Raw genomic sequence first — 24,697 nt, forward strand, 5'->3', positions numbered from 1 at the left:
GCGTTAACCGGATGGCATCTTCCCTTCTCAACCAGCTGGCGGACAAGCCTCGCTGCCGCGTGTCCACGCGGGAGCGCTTCGAGGCCAAGCCCCGCCACGTCGAGACGCCGGTCGCCAGGGAAAGCGCCCCGCCGGTCGAGGAAGCCGTAACGCTCGACAGGATCGCCAACTTCATGGAACTCGATCTCAGGCGCGCGCTCGTCTGGCTGAAATCGGGTCTCAAGCTCGCCTTGGCGCTCTCGCTGTGCGGAGCGATCGGCGCTGTCGTGTGGGGCAAGACGACAACGCCCCGTTTCACCGTCACGACCGATATCCTCGTCAATCCGACCAATCTCCAGGTCGTCAACAACGATCCCCTCGTCGCACCGGGCGAGGCGAACGGCCAGCTGCTCAATTTCGGCAGCCGCGTGAGGATTCTGACTTCCGGCAATGTACTGCTGCGCGCGGTGAAGGACCTGAAACTTGCCGACGACCCGGAATTCTACAAGCCCGCCAGTCCCGGCCTGCTCTCGTTTCTCCGGCAGGAGAAGACGGCCGAGCCGAACCGCGACACCGCAGCCTTGAAGACCCTGCAGACCAAGGTTGGCATCGGCGCCGACGAAAAGTCGCTGATCGCAAGCCTCAGCGTTTCCGCGGAGACCACCGATAAGGCAATCGCGATCTCCAAGGCGATCGTCGGCAGTTTCCAGGAGGAGCTGGCGGCAGCGGATGCGGAGAATGCCAACCGCGCCGCCCGCTCGCTGGAAGATCGGCTGGGCGAGCTCAAGCGCGATGTGCTGGCCGCGGAAGCCCGCGTGGAGGACTACAAGCGCGCGCACAACCTGTCCGCCGGCGCGGACGGCCGTCTCGTGACGGCCCAGACTGTCAGCCAACTCAATAACGAGTTGCTCGCCGCCCGTTCCCGAAGCACCAATGCCCAGCTCAGCTACGACGCTCTGATGAAGGCAGGCAACGCGCCGCTCGGCGCCCAGGCGGCCGTTTCCCCGGCTCTTGCACAATTGCAGCAGGCAGCTGGCCTCATGCAGCAACAATATGACGATCAGGCCGCTGTTCTCGGCGCACGCCATCCCTCCATTCTTCGGCTGAAAGCGCGGCTCTCCTCGATCCGCCAGCAGATCGCAGCCGAGCTCGAGCGCGCCAGGAACACAGCCCGCGCCGAACTCGACAAGGCAAATGCCGCCCTTGCCGACCTGACCGCCCGGATGCGCGCCACGGAGGGTTCCGCCTTCGACGACAACCAGTCGCAGATCGACCTGCGCGAATTGCAGCGCGATGCCACCGCCAAGGCCGCGATCTACGAAAGCTTCCTCACCCGCACGCGCCAGATCACCGAGCGCGAGCAGATCAATACGAACAATGTCCGTGTGATCACCGAGCCCCTTCCGCCGTCCAGCCGCTCCTGGCCGCCGGGTTCCGCGACGCTGCTGCTGCTCGGCGCAGTCGCGGGCTTTATGATCGGCATCGGCCTTGCGCTGGTGCGGGGGCTTGCCGCGGATCTGCGCTCCGCACCGGGCACGCCGCTACGGACATCCTGATGACGCCATGAAGAAGCGCATCGTCTTTCACGCACCGAGCCTGCATGGCGGCGGCGCCGAACGGGTCTTCGTCCTGATGGCCAACGAATTGGCCTCCCGCGGCCATGCGGTGACGCTGTTCGTCTGGAGCGCGAAAGGCCCCAATGCCGAATTGCGCAACCCCGCCGTAAGGCTCGTCAGCCTCGACCTGCCGATGCGTGGCGAGGGCTTTGGAAAAACCGGAACGCTGAAAGGGCTGGTGCGGTCAGCGGCATTCCTGCACCGTGAGCGACCCGACGCGGTTTTCGCCGGCCCGGAATTCGCCAACCTGCTGATGGCTCTTGCGCTGACGATCGGGGATGTCGTTCCCGGCGGAACGCGGGCAGCCTTCTTCCCGAGCTACCATGCCGCGGCCGCGCTGCGGAGCAGCGGTCTCGGTTCGCGCATCGCGCCGGCGCTCACGCGGCTGGTCGCCTGGCGCGCGACCAGGGCAATCGCCGTATCCGACGGTGTGGGACGCGATCTGGCCGAACGGGGCTTCCGGGACAGGCAGATCGCGGTCATCCACAATCCGCTGCCGCCATCCCGTCCCCGAAACGAAGGGCCGCAGCCGTGGCAGGCAAGCCTTGCCGCCATGGGCGACGGACCGGTGATCGTCACCCTCGGTCGCCTCGTGCCGGTCAAGGACCACCGGACGCTGCTCAAGGCCTTCTCCCTGCTCGATCCCTCCGGAAAGCATCGTTTGGTGATCTTTGGCGAGGGTCCGCTCAGGGAAGAGCTGATCACCTATGCCGAAGAACTCAGCATCTCCGGCCGGACGCTCTTTCCCGGCTATGTCAACGATCCGGCCGCCTGCTATGCCTGCGCCGACCTCTTCGTCCTGTCCTCCATCAGCGAGGGCTTTGGCAATGTCCTGATCGAGGCTATGGCAGCCGGCGTGCCGGTCGTATCGACCGACGCGCCCTACGGCCCGCGTGAAATCCTCGTCAACGGACGTTTTGGCGCATTGCTGCCCGTCGGCGATGCACCAGCCTTGGCGCAAGCCATGGCGGCAACCCTTCTCGCCCCCGCACGGGCAGACGACCTTCGCCGGCGTGCGGCTGATTTCAGCATCGATGTCGCCGGTGATCGTTACGAGGCCCTGCTGGAAGCGAACATCTCGTAGGCAGGGCGCCGTTCCAGCCGCGCACTGCTTGCCCGAGAAGCACCCTGGCCGGCCGGCCCAAGACGGGAGGCAGGTTCCGCACCGTCCGCGGCAGGTTTCATTAATCATGAATGCGAATAGGCCTGTGGAAAGCCTACCGCCACCCGGTCACCGGGCGCTGCGAACTGCCTTGCAACCGGGATTTACACCAAAACGAAATATCTGACTGCTACGGATCACTGTTGAAATATTACCCCGGAACATCGCGCAACAATGAATGCGGCGCCGATTTCTTCGGACTTCGAAGTGAGGACTACTAAATGAAAGTCGCAATTTTTGGCCTCGGCTACGTGGGCTTCACCGCCATGTGCTGTATTGCGAAAGAAGGCCATGAGGTCATCGGCTTCGATATCAGCGAGAAGAAGGTCAATCAGATCAATCAGGGCGTCGCGCCGATCACCGAGCCCGGCGTCGAGGAGCTTCTGACCGAAGGCCTGAAGGCCGGCCGGATTTCCGCCCACACGGAGATCAGGAACCATCTCCACGATTGCGACATGGCGATCGTCTGCGTCGGCACGCCTTCCGCGCCGGACGGTGCGCACAACATGACCTATATCGCCGAGGTAACGCGCCAGATCGCAGCTGCAGTCGGAACGACACGGACCTCGCCGCTGACCGTCGTCTACCGCTCCACCATCCGTCCGGGCACGGTGGAAGGCCTCATTGCCCCGATCTTCGCTTCGATGCTCGGCGAAGCCTTCAAGCGCAGCGTCGAACTCGTCTACAATCCGGAGTTCCTGCGCGAATCCTCCGCCGTGCAGGATTATTTCGACCCGCCGAAGATCGTCATCGGCACGATCGACGGCCAGCCGAACGCCCGCATGGACCTCCTCAACCGGAACCTGAAGGCGCCGACCTTCTATGTCCATCTGGCAGAGTCCGAAATCACCAAATTCGTCGACAACACATGGCATGCCGTCAAGGTGGCCTATGCCAACGAGATCGGCCGCATCTGCATGCAGCTCGGGCTCAGCGCCAAGAAAGTGCATGAGATTTTCGTTTCCGACACCAAGCTCAACATCTCGCCCTATTACATGCGCCCGGGCGGCGCTTTCGGCGGCTCCTGCCTGCCGAAGGACGTGCGCGCCATGCAGTATATCGCCGCCGATTGCGGCGCCCATACGCATCTGGTCGATTCCCTCCTGCGTTCGAACGAGGCGCACAAATATCGCCTCTTCGAGCGGGCGACGCGCGGACTTGCGCCCGGCGCCTCCGTGCTCCTCGTCGGCCTTGCCTTCAAGGCGCATACCGACGACCTGCGCGAGAGCCCGAATATCGACCTTGCCCGCGGTCTCCTGCGCGAGGGCTACAAGCTTTCCATCTTCGATCCGGCCATTGACGCCAACAAGCTCGTCGGCGCGAACCTCGGCTATGCCTATACGCAGATCCCGACGCTCTCGCAGCTGCTCGTCTCCAAGGAGGCCGCGGAGAAGACCACCTACGACCGCATCGTCATCGCCAACGACACCCATCGCAAGCTCGATCTCGGCGACCACGGCGACGTCATCAACCTGAACGCACTGTCGTGAGGCCCGCGATGGACAGCACACCTCAAAGGAACAACACAGCGAGCATCCCGCCGAATGCCGACATTTCCGGCACGATGGCAGGCCGCAAGATCCTCATCATCGTGGAAAACCTGCCGGTGCCCTTCGACCGCCGCGTCTGGCAATCGGCCCGCACGCTGCATGCCGCCGGCGCGCAGGTCGCCATCATCTGCCCGACGGGCAAGGGATACACCGAGCGCTACGAGCTGCTCGAGGGTATCCATGTCTATCGCCATCCGCTGCCGCTCGACGCCGGCGGGGCGCTCGGCTACCTGCTGGAATATGGCGCGGCGCTGGTCTGGGAAACGCTGCTTTCCTGGAAGATCCTTTTCCGCCACGGTTTCGACACGCTGCACGGCTGCAACCCGCCGGACCTCATCTTCCTCGTCGCCTGGCAGTTCAAGCTCTTCGGCAAGCGCTACATCTTCGATCACCACGACATCAATCCCGAGCTCTATGAAGCCAAGTTCAACAAGCGCGGCTTCTTCTGGCGGCTGATGTGCGCCTTCGAATGGCTGACCTTCAAGACCGCCGATACCGTCATCTCCACCAACGAGAGCTATAGGAAGATCGCACTCGAACGCGGCGGGAAGAAGCCGGAAGACGTCTTCGTCGTCCGCAGCGGGCCGGACCTGACGCGCGTCAAGGCCGTCGCTCCCAATCCCACCCTCAGGAACGGTCGTGACTTCCTGGTCGGCTATGTCGGCGTTATGGGCGATCAGGAAGGCATCGACCTCCTGCTCGATGCGGCCCGCCACCTGGTCTTCGATCAGGACCGCAAGGACATCCAGTTCGTGCTCGTGGGTGGTGGTCCGAGCCTTGCCTCGCTGCAGGCGCTGTCGGAGACCATGGGGTTGAAGGATTACGTGACCTTCACCGGCCGGGCACCCGACCAGACCCTGTTCGAAGTGCTGTCGACGGCCGATGTCTGCGTGAACCCCGACCGGGTGAACCCGATGAACGACAAATCGACGATGAACAAGATCCTCGAATATATGGCCGTCGGCAAGCCGATCGTCCAGTTCGACGTGACCGAAGGCCGGTTCAGCGCCCAGGAAGCCTCGCTCTACGCCAAAGCCAACGACCCCGTCGACTTCGCGGGCAAGATCGCCGAACTGCTGGCCGATCCCGCCCTTTGCGCAAGGATGGGCGCCTTCGGCCGCGAGCGCGTCGAAACGAAGATGGCCTGGACCTACGAAATCCCGAAATTGATAGCGGCCTACAAGAACGTGCGGCCCTAGAGGCCGCACCGCAAAGACCGTCGCACGGCAGGCGCCGCCCCGCATCGGCACACTTAGCCGGCACATCTGGAGCTAGCGATGTCCATAACCTGGTATATCCATCGGCTGCGCGCCATGGGGCCGGCCGAAATCGCCCATCGCTTCGTCGAGAAGGGCAAGAAGCTGGCGGCGCGCGGACGGATGGAGGGCTGGTCGCGTTACCGCACGTCCGGTCCGCTACCCGTCCTGCCCGGATTGGCCGAAAACCTCGCCGCCGCCTCCGAGCGTGTGAAGCAGGATATTCTCGCGGCCAGCCGGGATATGCTTTCCGGCCGCTACAGCGCGCTCGGGGCGGACTGGCCGCCGCGTGATCCCGGCAAGCCTTTCCCACCCACACTCTGGCGGTTCGATCCCGTCACGGGGGGCCTTTGGCCGGGAAGCGAGGTCTATTGCTTCGATATTCCTTATCGTCATGAGCGCATGCTCGGCGACATCAAATATGTCTGGGAATACAACCGGCTGCAGTTCCTCCAGCCGCTTGCCGCGGATGCGGCGCTGACGGGAAATCCGGATGCGATCGAAGAGATCGAGGCGGCAATCGGCAGCTGGTACGAGGCCAATCCGCCCTTCCGCGGGATTTGCTGGAACAGCGGCATAGAGCTTGGCCTGCGCGCCATCAGCCTCCTCGTTGTCACGAGCCTGTGCGGCAGCCGTCTGTCCGATGCCACGGTCGAAAAGATACGAACGATCCTGCACGCTCACCAGATCTGGATAGCGCGCTATCCTTCGCGTTTCTCCTCGGCAAACAACCATCTCGTCGCCGAGGTGGCCGGCGAATTCCTGATCTCGCTTGCCATGCCAGAACTCCCGCTTTCAGGCAGGCTTCAGGCCAAGGGCCGGAAAATCCTGGCCGAAGAAGCGAACAAGCAGATTCTCGCTGACGGCGTAGGCGCCGAACAGTCACCGACCTATGGCGCCTTCACCGCCGAGTTCTTGCTTCTCTGCTGCTTCGCCGCGCGCGCCGCGGGCCGGCCGCTCGCGAAAGGGATCGAGGAACGGCTGGCGCTCTTTTCCACCTTCATCGCCTGGCTTTCCGATGCCAAGGGTAGAACGCCCGGCATCTGTGATGACGATGAGGGCCGCGTCATCACCCTGTCGCGGCACGAGCCGGCCTATGCCACCTCCGTCTCGGCGGCCATTGCCGGCTATCTCGGTACGCCGGCCAAAGGCCCACGCCCACCGGAAATCGAACTGCGCGACGCCCTGCTGCGGGCGCCGGCGGACAGCCCTGCCCCCCCCTCCGGCTTGCGGACCTTCGCACAGGGCGGCTACACCGTGGTTCGGGAAGCACGAAACGGCCGCGATCTCCATATCGTCGTGGACCACGCACCTCTCGGCTATCTTTCCATCGCGGCCCACGGCCACGCGGATGCCCTTTCCGTCATCGTGACCGTGAATGGAAAGCCCCTCTTCGTCGATCCTGGCACCTATCTCTATCACTCGGGAGGAGAATGGCGGGACTGGTTCCGCAGCACGCGTGCCCACAACACCCTCACGCTTGCCGGCGCCGACCAGAGCACGATGTCCGGGGCCTTCAACTGGTCCCACAAGGCCGTAGCCAGTCTCGACAGCGTCGAGGACGGAGAGAACTGGCGCATCGTCGCATCCCACGACGGATACCGGAATCGCTTTGGATGCCTCCATCGCAGAACCGTCGCGTCCACCCCCCACGGCTTTTCCATCCACGATGCCTTGATCGGCAACCCGGATCAGGCCGCCGAGATCGTCTTCCAATTATCCCCTAACTGCGAAGTGGAGATGGATGGGCAGGAGATACGCATCCTCTCCGATAAGCACTGGCTCGCGACCATGTCCTTCTCGCATCCGGGCCGGATAGAAAGCAACAGCGGCGGCCAAGCCGGCACCGGAGGCTGGCATTCTCCCCGCTTCGGCATAAAGCTTCCCGCCCCCCGAATCGCCTGGAAAGGCACGCTACCTTCGGAGGGACTGCTGACGAAAATTCATCTCGTTCCCGAGGATGCCGGGTAGCCCATTTCGGGCTCCGACACAGTCCGCGCAGGAGCGCGCAAGCTACCGCAATCGGCAAGCCTTATTTAAATTGTAGAATAAAGAAATCAGCGTAACTCATTCATCTTCAAGAGAAGAATGGTGGGTGATCACGGGCTCGAACCGTGGACCCGCTGATTAAGAGTCAGCTGCTCTACCAACTGAGCTAATCACCCACTTGACCGCTGCTGCGGTGCTGGAGGGGCGTATAAAGGCGTTCTCAGGGCTTGTCTATACCGCGGTTTGAAAAAAGTGCGTCTCGGCGCAAATTTCTTCCGCAGCGCAAAACAGGCGTCACAAATCCAGCGTTCCGGTGGCGATGCGGACGGCTTCTCCGCCGATGCGCGCGCCGGCGATCGTTCCGCCCGAGATGTCGAGATGGAGGTGGATGAGCGACGGGCGGCCCATTTCGACGCCCTGCTCGATGAGGAACGGGTGGTGGCCGTCGACGAGCTTGTCGAAGAAATGGATGGCGCCGGACATGGCGGCGACGGCCGAGCCGGTCGCCGGGTCCTCGGCGATGCCCATGTCGGGCGCGAACATGCGGGCGTGGAACTTCGCGTTGTGGTTCACGCCGGCGCGGCAGTAGAGATAGGCGGATGCGAGCCGTCCCTCGGCGAAGGGGGCGCAGCGCTCCCAGAGCATCGGATCGAACTCCACGGCCACCGCCGCGGCGAGATCGTGCACCGGCACCATCACGAAGGCGACTCCCGCGCTCCACAGCGATGGGACATGATTCTCGAAGCCGATCTGCGCCGGCTTCAGGCTGAAGGCATCCGCGAGCGCCTGCTTGTCGAAGGCGGCGTCGAGCCGTGCGGATTTGCGCGGCAGGTCGAATTCGGCAAAGGACACCTTGCCGCCGGCAAGGCGCGTGGCGCAACGCACCGGGCCGACATTCTCCTCCAGCACGCTGACCTGGTCGCGCGGTTCCGGCCCGCCCTCGCCCGCTTCGGCGATGGCGATCGCGGCGCCCACGGTCGGATGGCCGGCGAAGGGCAGCTCGCGGCCGGGCGTGAAGATGCGCAGGCGCGCGGTATGCCCCGCCTTTTCCGGCGGCAGCACGAAGACGGTTTCCGACAGGTTGAACTCCCCGGCAATGCGCTGCATCGAATCGTCGCCGAGACCCTCGGCATCGAAGACGACCGCCAGCGGATTGCCGGCAAGCCGCGTGTCGGTGAAGACGTCGTAGATGGCGTAGCGGCGGGACAAGGCGTTCTCCGTATTCGACTTTCGGCCGTAAGCCTGCCCGAGCCGCCGGCCGCGGGCAAGTGGAAATGAACCGCGGGACGGCTCACAGGTCGAGCGTCATGACCACCGGGCAATGATCGGAAGCCTTGGGCCGGTCCCAGCCGACGCGTGGATAGCGCTCCACCTCCTGCCCCGGCGGGAAGAGCGTGCGGAAGGGCTGGCCGGCGCGGATGATTTCCGGAACATGCTGGGCATTACGCTCGGCAAGCCACGGCGAGAGCCAGATATAGTCGAGCTGGCAGAGGTGGCGCTCCTCCGGCCCGCGGCTGTGATAGAGCGTCCAGCGGTCGTCCACCGGCCGGCGCAGCATCGGGTTCACGGCAAAGCCATCCGCGGTGAAGGCATCGAGCGCGCTGACGTCCTCCCGGCGCGGGATGAAGCGATAGCCGTTGCGCCTGTCGCCCTCGATGGCGAGCTTTTCCTGATAGTCGTTCATGTCGCCGCAGATGGCGAATGCCTTGTCCGCCGTGTGGCCGGGGCCGAAGCGGTCCTCGACGATGCGGCGCACAGCCCTCGCCTCCGCCATGCGCACGGGCATGGTGGACTGGCGCCCGTCCATGCCGTCCCGCCCCGGCCCCATCGACTTGAAATGCACGACATAGAGCGTCAGCGGCCGCCCGCCGATGCGCAGGTCCATTTCCAGGCAGTCGCGCTTGAAGATCTTGTCGTCCTGGTGGATGCCCGGCCCGAGATCAGGCGTGTAGAGGTCGAAATCGCGATAGGTGACGCCGGCATGGCTGCGGATATCGACGCATTCGATGCGCTGGCCGTCGCGTGTTTCCTCGCGCATCAGCACGGAGACGTCGATCCCGCGGCTGTCATTGCCCTCGATGAGGTATTTCTGCCGGTAGCCGTTGCCGACCATGCGGAAGAGATAGCCGTATTCGAAGGCCTGCAGGGCGGCCATGTTGTCGGTCTCCTGCAGGCACAGGATGTCGGCATCCGCATCGGCGATGGCGAGCGCCGAATGCTGGCGCGCATCGTCCGTATGCGCGATGGTGCGCGCCTCCTCCAGCCGCTGGTATTCCGCCTCGTTGCGGATGTCGAAGAGGCGCAGCACGCGATCCTGGCGAAGCTGGTTGCGGAAACCCGTGAAATCGAAACGGGTCATGAGGTTTTCGATATTGAAGGTGGCAAGGCGTAGCGACATGAGGTCCTTCCGGATAGGCCTGCCGAGTGTAACCGGCTGACCGGCAATGGAAAGCGCCTTTTCGCGCCAGCCGGAAGCGAAGCCTCAAAGCGTGGTCAGCAGCAGGCTGGTCTCGGATTTCGACACGCCGTCCATGGCGCGCACGCCGCGCAGCACCCGCTCGAACTCGACGAGGTTCTCCGCCTGGATTTCCGCGATGAGGTCCCAGGCGCCGTTGGTGGTGTGGAGCGCGCGCACTTCCGGTATGCCGCGCAGCGCCTTGATCGCGGCGAGCGTCTTTTGGCCGGTGATCTCGATCATCATGACGGCGCGCACGGCATGGGGATCGTCGGCCTCGGTCACCCGCACGGTGAAGCCGGCGATGACGCCGTCACGCTCCAGCCGGTCGATGCGGTTCTGCACGGTGCCGCGGGAAACCTTCAGCTCCGCCGCAAGCGCCGAAAGCGAGGCGCGGCCATCCTTGCGCAGAAGGGCGAGAAGCTTGCGGTCCGTCGTGTCCATCGATCCTGCCGAAATGCCAGTTTCACCTGCCGAAACGACAATACTGCCTGCGATTTTTCCAGGAAATTGCCGTTTCGCCTGCCATCGCTCTTGGCTAGCCTTCCCCTTCCTTCAATGCAACAGCTTTCGGCAGGCCCGTCATGACCAACGAAACCGCCCTCGGCAGCGCCGCCGCCCGCACGCGCGAACTCTCCCTTATGATGACCCGCTGGCCGAGCGTGACGGGCTCGCCGGACGAAGCGGAGTTTTCCGAACGGCTGCGGGCGCATCTTGCCGAAACGCCCTATTTCCGCCGCCACCCGGACCGGATCTTCACCGTAGACAGCCACGGCGAGCGGCTGACCCGGAGCGTCGTCGCGCTGGTGCGCGGAAGCGGGCGGAAAACCGTGGTGCTGGCCGGCCATTTCGATACGGTCTCCATCGCCAATTACGGCACGCTGGCGCCGCTCGCCTGCGATCCCGAGCCGCTGACGCGGGCCCTGACGAAGGAGCTTCGCAGCCGCCCCCTCAATGGAGCGGAGGCGAAGGCGCTCGAGGATTTCGAGAGCGGCGACTTCATCGCTGGGCGGGGCCTTCTCGACATGAAGAGCGGCCTTGCGGCAGGCATCGCGGCGCTGGAGCGCTTTGCCGGGCTGGAGGCGCCGGAAGGCAACATCCTCTTCGTCGCGACGCCCGACGAGGAAAACCGCTCGCGCGGCATGCGCAGCCTGCGCAATGCCCTGCCCGGAATCGCGCGCCGCTTCGATCTCGACATCGTCGCCGGCATCAATCTCGACGCGTCGAGCTGCGAGCGCGACGGCGAGGAAGGCCGGGCGGTCTATCTCGGCTCCATCGGCAAGTTCGCGCCCTTCGCCTTCGTCATCGGCCGGCCGACCCATGCCGGCTATCCGTTCAACGGCACCAGCGCCCACCGCATCAGCGCCGAGATCACCCGCGCCATGGACACCGTGCCGGAGCTCAGCGACGAGGCCTTCGGCGAGCGCTCACCGCCGCCCGTGTGCCTGGAAGCCCGCGACATCCGCGACGGCTATGACGTGACGACGCCGGACCGCGTCTGGCTGTCCTTCAACTGGCTGACGCATCGCCGCAGCGCCGGCGACATCCTCGCCGAGTTCCACGCCATCGTTTCCGGCGCGCTGCGAATGGCGCTCGATGCGCAGGACGCCAACGCCGCCCGCTACCGGGACCGCGAGCCCATCAGGACGGAAGGCCTCGTGCTGACCTATGCCGGGCTTCTGGAGCGGGTGGAAGCGCGCGGCGGGGCGGAGGCACTGGCGCGTCTCGCCACGCTCGACCGGGCGCTTTCCGGCGGCACTGATCCGCTGAAGGTCAGCCGCGAAATCGTCTCGGCCGCGGTCACCGAGGCGGGCATCGAGGGCCCGGCGGTGATCGTCGGCTTCGGCAGCCTGCACTATCCGCTGGTGCATCTTGAACAGTCCGAGGCGGGACGCGGCCTCAGGGAAAGGTTCCAGCGCGTGATGGACGAGACCGCGCGCAGGCACGGCACCGCGATCAAGTTCAAGCAGATCTTCGCCGGCATTTCCGACATGAGCTTCTTCGGCCACCGGCCGGATGCGGGCGAGACCGGATTGCTGGCCGCCAACACCCCGTCGGCCGGCTTCACAGACGATGTGCCGGAGGGGCTGCTTTCCTTCCCGACGGTCAATATCGGACCGTGGGGGCGCGATTATCACCAGAAGTGGGAGCGTGTGCACGCGCCCTATACGTTCGGGGTTCTGCCGGATCTGGTCTTCGAATCAGCGCTGGCCTGCTTGCGTGAATAAGGTGCCCCTCATCCGGCCTGCCGGCCACCTTCTCCCCGCAAGCGGGGAGAAGGAGATATGCCGCGAAGGCTTCCCAACCAATGACCCTTCATGGGGGCACGTCCCCTCTCCCCGCTTGCGGGGAGAGGGTTAGGGTGAGGGGCAAACCCGCCCTGCCTTAGGCAGCCATGCGCTCGCTGCCCAGCAGCCGGCCGAGGCGGGAAATGCCCTCCTCGATCGTCGCGGCATCGGCGCAGGAAAAGCTGAGGCGCAGCGTGTTGGCACCGCTGCCGTCGGCATGGAAGGCCTGCCCCGGCACGAAGGCGACCTTCTCCGTCTCGATGGAACGGGCGAGCAGCTTCGCGCCGTCCATCCCGGCCGGCAGCGTCACCCAGACGAACATGCCGCCCTCAGGCCTCGTCCAGCTCACGCCCTCCGGCATGTACCTGTCGAGCGCCGCCAGCATGGCATCGCGGCGCTGGCTGTAGGCGGCGCGGATCTTTGCGACCTGAGCGTCGAAGCCGCGCGCAGCGACATGGGCGATGGCGATCTGGTTGATGGTGGAGGAGTGCAGGTCCGCCGCCTGCTTCATCAGCACCAGCTTGCGGATGACCGGCGCGGCCGCGACGATGTAGCCGACGCGAAGGCCCGGCGCGAGCGTCTTTGAGAAGCTGCCGCAATAGATGGTGCGCGCGGCGTCGATATTGCCTTTCTTCGCGATCTCCAGCGCCAGGATCGGCGGGATGGCCTCGCCATCGTAACGCAGCGACTGGTAAGCCGCATCCTCGATGACGGGAATGTCCAGCTCCTCGGCAAGCGAAAGCAGCTTTTCGCGGCCGGCGCGGTCGACAGTCTCGCCGGTCGGATTGGCGAAGTCGGCGGAAAGATAGGCGAACTTGACCCGCCCGCCCGCCTCCGTCGCCGTGGCGCGGTAGGCTTCCGGCGTGCGGTTGCCGGAAAGGTTCAGCCGGTCATACGTCGGCTCATAGGCATTGAAGGCCTGCAGCGCGCCGAGATAGGTCGGCCAGGTGACGAGCGCCGTGTCCTTCGGCGAGAGGAAGAGCTTGCCGAGATAATCGAGTCCCTGCTGCGAGCCGGAGACGATGAAGACGTTTTCCGCGGTGCAGGGAATGCCGATGCTACCCATCTCGCCGGCCAGCCAGTCGCGCAGCGGCCTGTAGCCCTCGCTGACGGAATATTGCAGGCCCGCCGCCGCGCCCTCGCCCGCAAGCGCATCGGCATAGGCCGCCGCGAAGGCTTCCTTCGGGAACAGCGCAGGGTCGGGAATGCCCCCGGCGAAGGAGATGATGTCCGGCCGGTCCAGGAGTTTCAGCAATTCACGGATTTCGGACGCCTTCATCCGCGACGCGCGAGTCGCGAAGGCCTGATCCCATTCGAACATAGGGGTTTCCTCGGGCTGTTGTTTGACCCGCATCCCATCATGACGATGAATTTATGTCAACAATGCTGACCTAAATATTCTCGCCAAGACAAAGCGGGCGAACGCCCAAGGTTTTACGCAAAACTACTCTTACCGGCGGAAAGGCCGGCCGGGAGCCGTTTCACGTCAGCCGGGCTTCAGGTTGCCCGGTCGCTATAAAGGCTAAGCAGCACCAGTGCAGCTATACTGCAAAGGATGAAAAGGTCGAACCATGCGAAGTATTGGATAATCGTGGTCATCGCACTATCCTCCTGACAGCCGAACGAAACACTCTCGCATTTTGTTCCTAAAGGGAGGTTTGCGCAAGATTATTACTTGTTGCGCCGCAATGTTCGAAAATATGCACTGCAACATGCAGCGCCGGGAGAATGCGCGACCCGCATGAAAAAGCCGGGCGGAAAATCCGCCCGGCTTCCTGTCCTGCGGAAGGCAGGGACGATCAGTTGACGGCCTTGTCGACCAGCTTGTTCTTGCCGATCCAGGGCATCATGCCGCGCAGCTTCGCGCCGACTTCCTCGATCTGGTGTGCGTCGTTGTTGCGGCGGATACCCTTGAAGCGGGCGGCGCCGGCCTTCCATTCCTGCATCCAGTCCGAGGTGAACTTGCCGGTCTGGATGTCGTTGAGGACGCGCTTCATCTCGGCCTTGGTGTCGGCGGTGATGATGCGCGGGCCCGTGACGTATTCGCCCCACTCGGCCGTGTTGGAGATCGAGTAGTTCATGTTGGCGATGCCGCCTTCATAGATCAGGTCGACGATCAGCTTCACTTCGTGCAGGCACTCGAAATAGGCCATTTCCGGCGCATAACCGGCTTCGACCAGCGTTTCGAAACCGGCGCGGATCAGCTCGACGAGACCGCCGCACAGGACGACCTGCTCGCCGAAGAGGTCGGTTTCGCACTCTTCCTTGAAGTTGGTCTCGATGATGCCCGAACGGCCGCCGCCGACGCCGCAGGCGTAGGAGAGCGCGAGGTCGAGGGCGTTGCCCGAAGCGTTCTGGTGAACGGCGACGAGGCAGGGAACGCCGCCGCCCTTCTGGTATTCGCCGCGAACCGTGTGGCCCGGGCCCTTCGGCGCGATCATGACGACGTCGAGCGAAGCCTTCGGCTCGATGAGGCCGAAGTGGACGTTGAGGCCGTGGGCGAAGGCGATGGCCGCGCCGTCGCGGATGTTGCCGGCGATGTCGGCCTTGTAGATGTCGGCCTGCAGTTCGTCCGGCGTCGCCATCATCAGGAGGTCGGCCCACTTGGCGGCTTCCGCGACGGTCATGACCTTGAAGCCGTCGGCTTCGGCCTTCTTGACGGTCGGCGAACCGGCCTTGAGCGCGATCACGACGTTCTTGGCGCCGGAATCCTTGAGGTTGAGGGCGTGGGCACGGCCCTGCGAGCCGTAGCCGACGATGGCGACGTTCTTCGCCTTGATGAGGTTGAGATCGGCATCACGATCGTAATAGACGCGCATCGATGGTTCCTTCCCTTAGCTGGTCTGTTTGATCCGAACCGGCGGTTTCCTGCCGGCTTATCCTTTCGCACCGTGAAGCGTCAGGAAGGCTTCGACAGCCCTCTCCGCACGCGGCGAGAATTCCTTTTTGAGCGCTGCGGCATCTTCTCCCAGAAGCATGCGCAGGTGCATGTCCGAGACGATGAGGCCGTAGAGCGTGCCGTATGCCTCGTCTGCACTGTCGAAGGCAAGCAGCTTCGCCTTGCGGCCGGCCTCCAGCAGCGCTGCGGCGCGCTTGCCGATCTGCCGGCGGCCGCGCTCCTGCAAGAGGCGGCCGAGCCCGGCGCCCTCGCGGCTCGCCTGGCCGATGGCAAGGCGGTTCAGCGCCAGCGAGACATCGCCGGAAAGCACATCGATCAGGTCGCGCGCGAAGGCGACGAGATTCTGGCGCAGCGTTTCGGCCGTCAGCTTGCCGGCATCGACCTCGACGGTGCGCACCTTGCCGGCCTGGTAGGTGATCATGGCGGAGATCAGCCCGTCGCGGTCGCCGAACCACTTGTATAGGCTTTCCTTGGAACAGTTGGCCGCGCGCGCGACACCGGCCGTCGTCAGCGCCCGCTCGCCGCCCTCGACCAGAAGGCCGAGCGCACGCTCCAGCACCGCGCCCTGACGTTCCGTCAGTCCCGCGGCGGCTGCGCCTGCCCTGCCCTGTTCCAGCGTCTGCAAGATGTCGTCCACTTCAAATGCGTACCGTACCGTACGGTTCGGCATGTTCTAGCGATGTCCCCTCCCTCGGTCAACAGCCTTCTTCGCCGGAAGCGAAAGGAAGTGATTTGCGGGTGGGATCCACCATTTCGCCGTGCGCGACGGCGAGCCAGGATCGCTGCAACGCACAATGGGAACAAAAAAATTCTTCCCGCTATGTCGCTGTTTTGAAACAGAACTCCACCTTCGGCCGTCGGGCGGGCGGAAGCGCACAATATTTTTCGCTTCCCAATCCGTTTCCCGTTGTTAAGATTTGTGAGGCCCGCGACGCAGCAGAGGCCTGCGCCGACCCGCCGGCAAGCCTGCGTCCCGGGAATTCAGTAGGAGTACGAAGCGAAACGCCCTTACGCCAAGGAGACAGAAAATGTTGAATTTCCTGCCCGACCTTCACGAAGGACATGCTCCCATCACTCTGCAGCAACTTTTCGGCAATGCCCTCGAGGCCCTCGATGCCTGGGAAGACGAGCGCGCCGAACCGATGGTGATCTTCGAGGACCAGATCGTGCCCATCGGCACCGTTTTCGAACGCATGCGTGACTGCACCGATATCCTGCCGCGCACCATGGCGGATATCGTGACCGACACCCTCGCCCGCGCGCCCGAGAGCGCGGAGGCGGTGATCGTCACCTTCGGCGATGCCGCGCGCGTCGCCACATCCTTCACGCAGCAGCGCCGCCTTTACGGCGAGGCCGCGATCGCCGCCTTCCTCGACCATCACCGCGTCGACAAGCGGCGACCGGCCTGAAACGCCGGCTTGAAACCGATGAGAAAGGCCCCGCAACCGGGGCCTTTCTTCTTTCCGCCGCCCTGTTCCCGGGGTGACAGCGCGGCCATCGGCCTCGTGGGACTATCCGGTTCAAGAGCGAAACGAAGCGCTCTTTCAACCCAAGGAGAAAACCACATGCGCAAGATCACCCTCGTTTCCCTCGCTGTCGTCACCGTATTCGGCTCCATCGCAACGCCTTCCTTCGCCCAGGTCCGCGGCGGCGCCGCAGCCGGCGGCGGCCAACACACCACCAGCAGCACGCATCATGAAGGCCGCGGCGAATATATCGCGGTTCCTCCCCGCAAGCGGAAGCCGGTCATCACCATCAGCGCGAAGAGCGGCGCCTATTGCTCGACGAACCTGCGCGTCCTCTTCGACGAAAACGGCCGCCGCACCAGGGTTCGCCATTGCGACGAGCGCAATCTCATCGAAATCGATTGATCATCGGCACTTGAAAGGGGCGCGGCCGGCAGGCCGGGCCCCTTTGCCATTCCGTGGCTCCAAATTTTACGGGTTTGCCTGTGGCTCGCACGCGCACACGATCTTGACCGTTTCCATCGAACCTCCTATTTCTCCCGCATCGATTTGAACGTTGACTTCTGCATTTGCCGGCCACCGCCTGCACCTTGACGAACTTCCCTTCAAATTCGACCACCCATGGTCGCCTCCGGCGACCGACGATTGATTTGACGGTTCAGGAAAGGTTTCGTCATGGCAACTGGCACCGTAAAGTGGTTCAACACGACCAAGGGCTACGGCTTCATTCAGCAGGACAGCGGTGAACCGGACGTATTCGTCCACATCTCCGCCGTGCAGCGCGCAGGCCTCGCAGGCCTCAACGAAGGTCAGAAGGTCAGCTTCGAGCTGGTTCGCGACCGCAAGTCCGGCAAGATGTCGGCCGATCAGCTGTCCGCAGCCTGATCTTCGCGAAATCCGCATTCGGAAAGGGCCGGTTTCACCGGCCCTTTTTGTTTTTGCCGTCAGGCGAGCCGAAGCTCGGGCCAGCGGCATTCCTGAAGGCCGGCCCGCGTGAACGGATCGGCCAGCGTGCCGGAAACGATGGCTGCCAGGATCTGCGGCGCCGGCGGCATCCGCGCGACCGTCGCCACCAGCCGGTCGCGCAGCCAGGCGATCGAACGCGAATCGGACTGGTAGAATGGCGTGAACACATAGGAGAGAAGCTGGAACAGCCGCACATGGCCGCGCCGCGCATCGGCATAGGCGGCAAGCGCCTCGTCCAGCGATGCCGCCGACGAGAGGGCATGAGCCAGCGTCGCCGCGTCGAGCAGCGCCATGTTCGCCCCCTGCCCGAGCTGCGGGCTGGTCGAATGGGCGCTGTCGCCGATGAAGACGATACCGTCCGCATGGGGCGGCAGCATCGTGCGGTGCGCGTAGCGCGCCAGCGTCAACTGGTCCCAGTCCGAGATCTGGTCGAGGAACGGCATGGCCTCGGGCCAGTAATCGGCGATCGCGGCCTTCCACCGGTCGAGCCCCGCCTGCTTCACCGCATCGGCATTCGCCGTCTTCAGGCTCCAGAAGAAGGCGACCTTGTCGCCCTCGCCCGGATGCGCCCGGCCGACGGGCAGGACGCCGATCATCACCTTCGCCGCATCGTAGCGCTGGCTGAGCGCCCGCGGATCGTGTGCGATCCCTCCGCAATCGAGCGTCGCCCAGAAGGCGCCCCAGGGCAGTTCCCTCACGCGCGGCGCGGCGATGGAATCCGCCGCAAGCTGCGAGCGCGCGCCGGTCGCATCGATCACCAGGTCGTAGTCGCCGACGATCTCGCCCTCGCCATCGTGCAGCGCCGTGCGGGCGTGCCGCGTCTCGGCCTTTGCCAGCGTTATGCCGGTGCGGATGGGAATGCCCTCGGCGGCGACGGCATCGTGCAATGTCGAGAAGAGAGCGGCGCGATGGACGGCAAGGCCATAGCGCCCGCCGGCCAGCGCATCGTAGCGGACGTCGAGCACGGTGCGGCCGCTGCGCGCATCCGCGCCGTGCAGCCGGTCGATCCTGTTGCCGAGGGCATGGATCGCCGGCGAAAGGCCGAGCGCATCCAGCACGGTGAGGCCCGTCGGCTGCATCAACAGGCCGGAACCGACCGGCGACGGCCGCTCGAACCGTTCGATAAGCTCCACCCGATGGCCGCCCCGGGCGAGAAACAGCGCGGCCGCAAGCCCCGCGGGCCCCGCGCCGGCAATGCCGATATCCAGTGGCTTCATGCCCTTCCCCGCCAGGCTCCGGCTTACCGGAGCGTCATGCCTGTTCCGCGTCGTAGGCCGCCCGCGCGGCCCTTATCGCGGCATGGTTCTCGGTAGACCACTGCACGAGGGAGCGCAGGAGCGCAAGGAAGGAGTGCCCGAGCGGCGTCAATTGATATTCGACGCTCGGCGGCTGCGTCGGATAGACGGTGCGCGTGAGATAGCCGTCGCGCTGCAGGTCGCGCAGCGTCTGGGTCAGCATGCGCTGCGAAATGTCGGGAATGAAGCGGCGAAGTTGCGAGAAGCGGCGCGGCCCGTCGGCAAGGCCGATGATCATCAGCGAGGTCCACTTGCCGCCGACGCTGGCCAGCACATCGCGGACGGGACAATCGTCCATCGACATGGCGACGCCATCGATGAGGATGACGCGCTCGCCCCCGGTGCTGTCGACGATCCTGTTCATAGCCGGTTCCCTCCAGGTAACCACCGCAGAAAAAACTGCCTTCTTTACACGCTCTATCAGATTACCAGATAAGAGCAAGTCTCAATAAGAGACCAACTTGCAGCAGGATGAGGCCCTTTCGCCAGCCCTGCCAGAAAGGGAAAGACATGACCGACACGCTTCTCGTTACCGGCGCCTCCGGCCAGCTCGGCCGCCTCGTCCTCGACGACCTCCTCGCCTCCGGCAAGGTCGCCCCCGCCGGCATCGTCGCCACGACGCGCGATCCGGCGAAACTCGCAGATTATGCCGCAAGGGGCGTGACCGTTCGCGCGGCGGATTTCGACGATCCGGCTTCGCTCGACGCGGCCTTCGCCGGGGCCGGCAAGGTGCTGATCATCTCCACCGACGCGCTGATGGAACCCGGCAAGCGCCTTGTCCAGCACAAGGCCGCCGTCGCCGCGGCCAAGAAGGCCGGCGTGAAGCACATTCTCTATACGTCGATGCCGCAGCCGGAGGATTCGCTCGTCACCTTCGCCCCCGACCATCTCGGCACCGAAGAGGCGATCAAGGCGACCGGCATCCCCTATACGATCCTGCGTGACGGCTGGTATGCGGAAAACCTCTTCCAGTCGCTGCCGCATGCGCTCGCGACCGGCGCTTGGTACACCTCGACCGGCACCGGCCGGATCGCCCATATCACCCGCGCCGACACCGCCGCCGCCCTTGCCGGCGCGCTTCTGAAGGCTGGGAACGAAAGCCGGACCTATACGCTGACCGGCACGAAGAGCCGCACGGCGGAAGAGATCGCCGCGCTGGTTTCCGCGGCGACCGGAAAGCCGCTGAAGGTCGTGCAGGTCAGCGATGCGCAGCTTGCCGAGGGCCTGAAGGCCGCCGGCCTGCCGGAAGGCTTCATCCCGACCGTGGTCTCCTTCGATGCCAATACGCGCGAAGGCAAGATCGCCACGGTCACCTTGGATGCCGAGACGCTCTCCGGCCGCAAGACGACGTCGCTGGAAGACTTCATCGCCGCCAGCAAGGCGGCCTTCCTCGGATGACAGGCAAGGCGGCGTCCCTCGGGGCGCCGCCGTACACTCAGATATCCTGGCCGCAGGCGCGGCAGAAGCGCCGCACCGTTTCCGCCATGCCGTATTCCAGCGCATCGGCCGTCAGGCCATGGCCGATGGAAACCTCCGCAAGACGGGGAATACGCGCGACGAGCGCCGGCAGGTTGGCGACCGTGAGGTCATGGCCGGCATTGACGCCGAGCCCGAGCTCGAAGGCGATGTCCGCCGTCTCGCCGAGTTCTTCAACGATCCGGGCCGCTTCGGCCGGATTGTCGTGGCAACCGCCATAGGGGCCGGTGTAGAGCTCGATCCGGTCGGCCCCGACCTCTTTCGCGATCGTCAGCGCCTCGCGGTCCGGCGTGCCGTCGGCGAAGACGGACACGCGCAGGCCCAGCCTCTTCAGCCGGCCGACGATATCGCCGAGCAGGACGCGGTTTTTCCGGAAATCCCAGCCGTGGTCCGAGGTCGCCTGCGACGGATCGTCCGGCACCAGCGTCACCTGCTCGGGGCGATGCTCCTCGACGAGGCGCATGAAATTGTCTTCCGGAAAGCCCTCGATGTTGAATTCCGCCTCCGGAAACGCGCTGTCGATGAGCGTGCGAATCGGCGCGAGGTCGCTGAAGCGGATATGGCGCTGGTCCGGCCGGGGATGCACGGTCAGACCGCTCGCCCCTGCCGCAAGCGCGATGCGGCCGAGATCGATGACGCTCGGCCAGGGCAGGTCCCGGCGGTTGCGCAGCATGGCGATGGCGTTGAGATTGACCGACAGCTTGGCAGGCATGGGACGCGGGCTCCTCATTGAAGGATCAACGTCTAGCTTGTTGTTTCCGCAAGGGCAATCGCCGCAACGGCCTCGCAAACCGGCATTGCGGAAGAATCGCTTCGCCAGCCTGCGCTTGACCCTTGCCGTCGATCGAGAATCATCGATAAACTCGCCCCATCTAAGGAAGGGCGCGCATTGCGGCGCGGGGACGGAAGGATATCAGGCAGCGACGATGGTCTCCTCTGTGGCAACACGATGAGCACGACCGACAGGCCGGCATGCGAGCGCGTGCGGTCCGCCCTTGATGCTGTCCTGACCAGCGAGACCTTCGCCCGCTCCGAGCGGCTGCGCTCCTTCCTCGCCTACATCGTCCAGAACGAGCTTTCCGGCAAGGCGGCCCAGTTGAAGGGCTACAGCATCGGCATCGACGTCTTCGGCCGGACCTCCGGCTTCGATGCCGGAAACGATCCGCTGGTGCGCGTGCAGGCCGGCAAGCTGCGCAAGCTGCTGGACCAGTATTACGAGACAGAGGGCGCCTCGGATTGCCTGCGCATCCGCGTGCCGCTCGGCAGCTACGTGCCGGAATATCTGCTCCGCGAGAAGCGGGAGGTTTCGACGGCCCGCGCCGCCAGCCAGCCGCCGAAGCCGCGCCGGCCGTGGATTCCCGCGCCCGTCTCCTCGCCGCTGGCGCTCCTCTCGCTGCTGCCGCTGGTCTTCCTGGCGCCCTTCGCCTATCCCGACCAGACCGATGCGGCGATCGCGAAAGCGCAGTTCACGCTCGTCATGCAGTCGAAGCTGGCCGGCAGGACGCAGGACCTGCCGCATCTGCATATCCTGCAATGCTGGCCCGCCGGGGGCGATTGCAACACCCTCGCCCGCGCCGTGGCCGATGCCGCCGCCTACCACAAGACCGTGCGCCTGATCGAAACGCATGCGCCCGACGAATCCCACGCGCTCTCCTACGCCATCCGGATCGAGAACGGCCCGGATGGCCGCGGCGTCTATGCGCGGCTCATCCACGAGCAGTCCGGCGCGACGGTCTTCGCCCGCCATTTTTCCAGCGAGCAGTTGCGCAGCGAGGCGGGCGTCGCCTTCGAAGCCGTCGGCTTCGTGGCGCGCGCCCTTTCGGCGAGCGGGCCGCTCTATCGCCATGCGCTGCGCAGCGGCACCGCCAGCGACATCATGGAATGCCTCGCGCGCGAGGCGAAGGCGCCGCCGCAGGGCGTGCCCTATCCCGGCGCAAGCCCCGCCTGCCCGCTGCTGCCGCCGGAAGCGCTGGCCGACGCGACGGAAACGCCCGGGTCAGGAACCGCGCTGACGCGATAGGATCGGCGCTCTACAACCGCGCGAAAAAACACATCCCTAGATATAGCGATATGCATATCGGCACCGCAGACGTATTTTAGAACAATGGGCGGAATGGTAGTGTTTACCGCCCGGTTCGACGGTCCCGAATCCATTCGCTGCACAAACAGGGATCGGGAACCGGAGCAGATCGCATATGCTTGCCGGAGCGCACAGGCCGGCAAGGCGTAAGCGGTGAAGGATACTATCCGCCGTCTCGACATCCAGCCTTCACAGGGAAGCTGGCCTCGTGCCGGCGACCGGGGGTAAATACATGACCGATCTTCTTTTTCGTGGGCCGCTTTCATGATGACGAGTGAGTCGAAGAAAGCCGGCGCCCGATCGGGCGGGCGCAAGCCCATCCGCTTCCTGCCCGTCGCGCCCCTGCCGGAGAACCTGCCGGAAGGCCGGCTTGCCATTGCCGACATGGCCAATGCCTTCGGCGTCACCCATCGCACGCTGCATTTCTACGAGGAAAAGGGCCTGCTGACGGCAGCCCGCGTCGGGCCGATGCGGGTCTACGGCCCCGAGGAGATCCAGCAGATGGCCGTGGTCAACACCTGCCGCGAGACGGGAATGCCCGTCGCCGTGATCCAGGAACTCCTGGAGCGGCTGGCCGCCGCCGCAAGCCAGGAGGAAGCCGACGGCATCTTCCGCACCGCCATGATGGCGCGCAAGCGCGAGCTCGCCGCCCAGCAATCGACGATCCGCCGCCAGATGCAGCAGATCAACGAACTGCTCGATTTCACCGGCGCGCTGGAAGTCGAGACCAACGACAACATCCCGCGGGCACACCTGACGCCGGTGGAGCTGCGCTGTCTTGCCCTGATGGCGGAAGGCTATCCCACCAGCCGTATCGCCCGCGCGCTCGAAATCGAGCCCGGCGAGGTGCAGGTGATGGAAAAGAACATTATCGCCAAGTTCGGCAGCAACAACCGTTTCCAGGCCGTCGCCAAGGCGGTCATGCTGGGGATCGTCGGCCACTGAGGCCGGCGTAAGCGGCCGGACATGACGACCGGCCCTTCATCCGCTTCCTGAAAAGCGGTCCGTCGTGGGGTTCTGGCTACCGCACGACGGTGAGCGTTTCCGCGGCGCGCGTAATGGCAGTGTAGAGCCAGCGTTCGCGCGTGTCGCGGAAGGCAAAACTCTCGTCGAACAGCACGACATTGTTCCACTGCGAGCCCTGCGCCTTGTGCACGGTCAGCGCATAGCCGAAATCGAACTCGTCGTAGCGCTTGCGCGTCGACCAAGGGATCTCCTCGTCGAGATTCTCGAAGGCCGCCTTGAGTAGCTTGATCTTCGCCGCGCCGCGATCCATGTCGTCGTCTTCCGGCCGGATCATCAGGTTGATGCCGGGCTTCACCGTCTCCTTGGACGAGCTCATGACCTGCCACAGCGAGCCGTTGAGAAGTCCCTTGGCCGGGTCGTTGCGCAGGCACACCAGCTTGTCGCCGGACTGCGGATAGTCGGTGGTGAAGCCCTTGAGCTCGCGGAGCCGCTGGTTGTAGCGCCGCCGCGTGCGGTTGGTGCCGACGAGCACCTGGTCGGCGTCGAGCACCAGCGCCTGGTCGACCTCGCCCCGCCCGATGACGCGCGCCGCGCCATAGTCGCCATAGGCGATGTCCCTGCCCTCGCGCACCTGCATGGCGAGCTGGATGATCGGGTTGTCGCGCGCCTGCCGGTGGATTTCCGTCAGCAGGTAATCCGGTTCCTGGTTGGTGAAATAGCCGCCGCCGGAGACGGGCGGCAGCTGGCCGGGATCGCCGAGCACGAGGATCGGCGTGCCGAAGCTCATCAGGTCGCGCCCGAGCGCCTCGTCCACCATGGAGCACTCGTCGACGACCACGAGCGCGGCCTTGGCGACCGGGCTCTGGCGGTTGATCGAGAACATCGGCGAGATCGACGTCTTGCCGGTCTCCTCGTCGGAGACCTCCTCCTCGCCGCGCGGGCGGTAGATCAGCGAATGGATGGTCTTGGCGTTCGTCGCGCCCTTGGAGCGCAGCACCTGCGCCGCCTTGCCGGTGAAGGCGGCGAACAGCACCTCGCCGTCGACATTCTCGGCGAAATGCCGGGCAAGCGTGGTCTTCCCGGTGCCGGCATAGCCGAACAGCCGGAACAGCGACTCGCGCCCTTCCTTCAGCCACCGCGCGACGGCCTTCAGCGCTTCATCCTGTTGAGGTGCGAATTCCATGCCGGGACTTGGCAGGATTCGCGGCGGCGAGGCAAGAGGCAACGCCCCTCCGGGGACCGCGGAGAAATCGC

General features: G+C 64.9%; 22 protein-coding genes and 1 tRNA gene. 12 read left to right on the plus strand and 11 right to left on the minus strand.

The features are described from left to right. Positions 1-11: 11 nt before the first annotated feature. The 5 genes from ACZ1A1_RS07760 to ACZ1A1_RS07780 all read left to right on the plus strand — a co-directional run bounded on the left by ACZ1A1_RS07760 (position 12) and on the right by ACZ1A1_RS07780 (position 7,534). Entirely contained in the window at positions 12-1,535 is a 1,524-nt protein-coding gene (locus tag ACZ1A1_RS07760; protein WP_463619415.1) for a GumC family protein, read from the plus strand. Between the two features lie 7 nt (positions 1,536-1,542). Beyond that, positions 1,543-2,679, plus strand: coding sequence for a glycosyltransferase (locus ACZ1A1_RS07765; protein WP_463619416.1), 1,137 nt, complete (start codon positions 1,543-1,545; stop codon positions 2,677-2,679). A 299-nt stretch (positions 2,680-2,978) separates the two neighbouring features. Next, positions 2,979-4,247: a nucleotide sugar dehydrogenase gene (locus tag ACZ1A1_RS07770; RefSeq protein ID WP_463619417.1), complete on the plus strand. Its 1,269-nt coding sequence runs from the start codon at positions 2,979-2,981 to the stop codon at positions 4,245-4,247. 8 nt (positions 4,248-4,255) lie between these two features. Continuing rightward, positions 4,256-5,506: a glycosyltransferase family 4 protein gene (locus ACZ1A1_RS07775; protein WP_463619418.1), complete on the plus strand. Its 1,251-nt coding sequence runs from the start codon at positions 4,256-4,258 to the stop codon at positions 5,504-5,506. Between the two features lie 78 nt (positions 5,507-5,584). After that, a complete protein-coding gene (locus ACZ1A1_RS07780) occupies positions 5,585-7,534 on the plus strand; it encodes a heparinase II/III family protein (RefSeq protein WP_463619419.1) in 1,950 nt (649 codons plus the stop codon). Positions 7,535-7,652: 118 nt separating this feature from the next. Here ACZ1A1_RS07780 and ACZ1A1_RS07785 read toward each other — a convergent pair. From ACZ1A1_RS07785 to ACZ1A1_RS07800, 4 genes are all read right to left on the minus strand, one after another. After that, a tRNA-Lys gene (locus ACZ1A1_RS07785) sits at positions 7,653-7,728 on the minus strand. A gap of 118 nt (positions 7,729-7,846) precedes the next feature. Further along, positions 7,847-8,761 carry a PhzF family phenazine biosynthesis protein gene (locus ACZ1A1_RS07790; protein ID WP_463619420.1) on the minus strand — a complete coding sequence of 305 codons (915 nt, stop codon included), beginning with the start codon at positions 8,759-8,761 and terminating at the stop codon, positions 7,847-7,849. Between the two features lie 82 nt (positions 8,762-8,843). After that, a complete protein-coding gene (locus tag ACZ1A1_RS07795) occupies positions 8,844-9,950 on the minus strand; it encodes an endonuclease/exonuclease/phosphatase family protein (protein ID WP_463619422.1) in 1,107 nt (368 codons plus the stop codon). An 84-nt stretch (positions 9,951-10,034) separates the two neighbouring features. Next, positions 10,035-10,451 carry an Lrp/AsnC family transcriptional regulator gene (locus tag ACZ1A1_RS07800; RefSeq protein ID WP_119256069.1) on the minus strand — a complete coding sequence of 139 codons (417 nt, stop codon included), beginning with the start codon at positions 10,449-10,451 and terminating at the stop codon, positions 10,035-10,037. 140 nt (positions 10,452-10,591) lie between these two features. Here ACZ1A1_RS07800 and ACZ1A1_RS07805 point away from each other — a divergent pair, with 140 nt between their 5' ends. Beyond that, positions 10,592-12,235, plus strand: a complete 1,644-nt coding sequence (locus tag ACZ1A1_RS07805) for a M20/M25/M40 family metallo-hydrolase (protein WP_463619423.1) — start codon at positions 10,592-10,594, stop codon at positions 12,233-12,235. Between the two features lie 157 nt (positions 12,236-12,392). On the opposite strand, the gene ACZ1A1_RS07810 is transcribed toward ACZ1A1_RS07805, so the two are convergent. The 3 genes from ACZ1A1_RS07810 to ACZ1A1_RS07820 form a co-directional block, all read right to left on the minus strand. Next, positions 12,393-13,616: an aminotransferase-like domain-containing protein gene (locus ACZ1A1_RS07810; RefSeq protein ID WP_463619424.1), complete on the minus strand. Its 1,224-nt coding sequence runs from the start codon at positions 13,614-13,616 to the stop codon at positions 12,393-12,395. A 478-nt stretch (positions 13,617-14,094) separates the two neighbouring features. Beyond that, positions 14,095-15,114 (minus strand): ketol-acid reductoisomerase, encoded by a 1,020-nt coding sequence (ilvC, locus tag ACZ1A1_RS07815; RefSeq protein ID WP_313192835.1) that lies wholly within the window; start codon positions 15,112-15,114, stop codon positions 14,095-14,097. Positions 15,115-15,171: 57 nt separating this feature from the next. Next, positions 15,172-15,819 (minus strand): TetR/AcrR family transcriptional regulator C-terminal domain-containing protein, encoded by a 648-nt coding sequence (locus ACZ1A1_RS07820; RefSeq protein WP_463619425.1) that lies wholly within the window; start codon positions 15,817-15,819, stop codon positions 15,172-15,174. 403 nt (positions 15,820-16,222) lie between these two features. On the opposite strand from ACZ1A1_RS07820, the gene ACZ1A1_RS07825 reads away from it, so the two are divergent. The 3 genes from ACZ1A1_RS07825 (at position 16,223) to ACZ1A1_RS07835 (ending at position 17,545) form a co-directional block, all read left to right on the plus strand. After that, the gene (locus tag ACZ1A1_RS07825; protein ID WP_463619426.1) at positions 16,223-16,603 is read left to right on the plus strand and encodes a BRA0787 family protein; all 381 of its coding nucleotides are present in this window, start codon (positions 16,223-16,225) and stop codon (positions 16,601-16,603) included. A gap of 156 nt (positions 16,604-16,759) precedes the next feature. Beyond that, a complete protein-coding gene (locus tag ACZ1A1_RS07830; RefSeq protein WP_463619427.1) occupies positions 16,760-17,065 on the plus strand; it encodes a hypothetical protein in 306 nt (101 codons plus the stop codon). A gap of 270 nt (positions 17,066-17,335) precedes the next feature. Then, positions 17,336-17,545 (plus strand): cold-shock protein, encoded by a 210-nt coding sequence (locus tag ACZ1A1_RS07835; RefSeq protein WP_313192831.1) that lies wholly within the window; start codon positions 17,336-17,338, stop codon positions 17,543-17,545. 59 nt (positions 17,546-17,604) lie between these two features. On the opposite strand, the gene ACZ1A1_RS07840 is transcribed toward ACZ1A1_RS07835, so the two are convergent. Then, on the minus strand, positions 17,605-18,843 hold the full coding sequence (locus ACZ1A1_RS07840) for an FAD-dependent oxidoreductase (RefSeq protein WP_463619429.1): 1,239 nt from the start codon (positions 18,841-18,843) through the stop codon (positions 17,605-17,607). A gap of 34 nt (positions 18,844-18,877) precedes the next feature. Beyond that, entirely contained in the window at positions 18,878-19,285 is a 408-nt protein-coding gene (locus ACZ1A1_RS07845) for a winged helix-turn-helix transcriptional regulator (RefSeq protein ID WP_313192829.1), read from the minus strand. Between the two features lie 146 nt (positions 19,286-19,431). On the opposite strand from ACZ1A1_RS07845, the gene ACZ1A1_RS07850 reads away from it, so the two are divergent. Next, a complete protein-coding gene (locus tag ACZ1A1_RS07850; RefSeq protein ID WP_463619430.1) occupies positions 19,432-20,319 on the plus strand; it encodes an SDR family oxidoreductase in 888 nt (295 codons plus the stop codon). A gap of 37 nt (positions 20,320-20,356) precedes the next feature. Here the strand turns inward: ACZ1A1_RS07850 and ACZ1A1_RS07855 are convergent, their stop codons facing one another. Next, on the minus strand, positions 20,357-21,109 hold the full coding sequence (locus ACZ1A1_RS07855) for a pyridoxine 5'-phosphate synthase (RefSeq protein ID WP_415213534.1): 753 nt from the start codon (positions 21,107-21,109) through the stop codon (positions 20,357-20,359). A gap of 237 nt (positions 21,110-21,346) precedes the next feature. Here ACZ1A1_RS07855 and ACZ1A1_RS07860 point away from each other — a divergent pair, with 237 nt between their 5' ends. Together ACZ1A1_RS07860 and ACZ1A1_RS07865 are read left to right on the plus strand one after the other, a co-directional pair. Further along, positions 21,347-22,417 carry a hypothetical protein gene (locus ACZ1A1_RS07860; RefSeq protein WP_313192826.1) on the plus strand — a complete coding sequence of 357 codons (1,071 nt, stop codon included), beginning with the start codon at positions 21,347-21,349 and terminating at the stop codon, positions 22,415-22,417. 327 nt (positions 22,418-22,744) lie between these two features. Beyond that, positions 22,745-23,422 (plus strand): MerR family transcriptional regulator, encoded by a 678-nt coding sequence (locus ACZ1A1_RS07865; protein ID WP_409529989.1) that lies wholly within the window; start codon positions 22,745-22,747, stop codon positions 23,420-23,422. 76 nt (positions 23,423-23,498) lie between these two features. On the opposite strand, the gene ACZ1A1_RS07870 is transcribed toward ACZ1A1_RS07865, so the two are convergent. Beyond that, positions 23,499-24,626: an ATP-dependent DNA helicase gene (locus tag ACZ1A1_RS07870; protein WP_463619431.1), complete on the minus strand. Its 1,128-nt coding sequence runs from the start codon at positions 24,624-24,626 to the stop codon at positions 23,499-23,501. Positions 24,627-24,697 lie beyond the last annotated feature (71 nt).

The sequence above is a fragment of the Shinella sp. R2-11 genome (genome assembly GCF_055330205.1).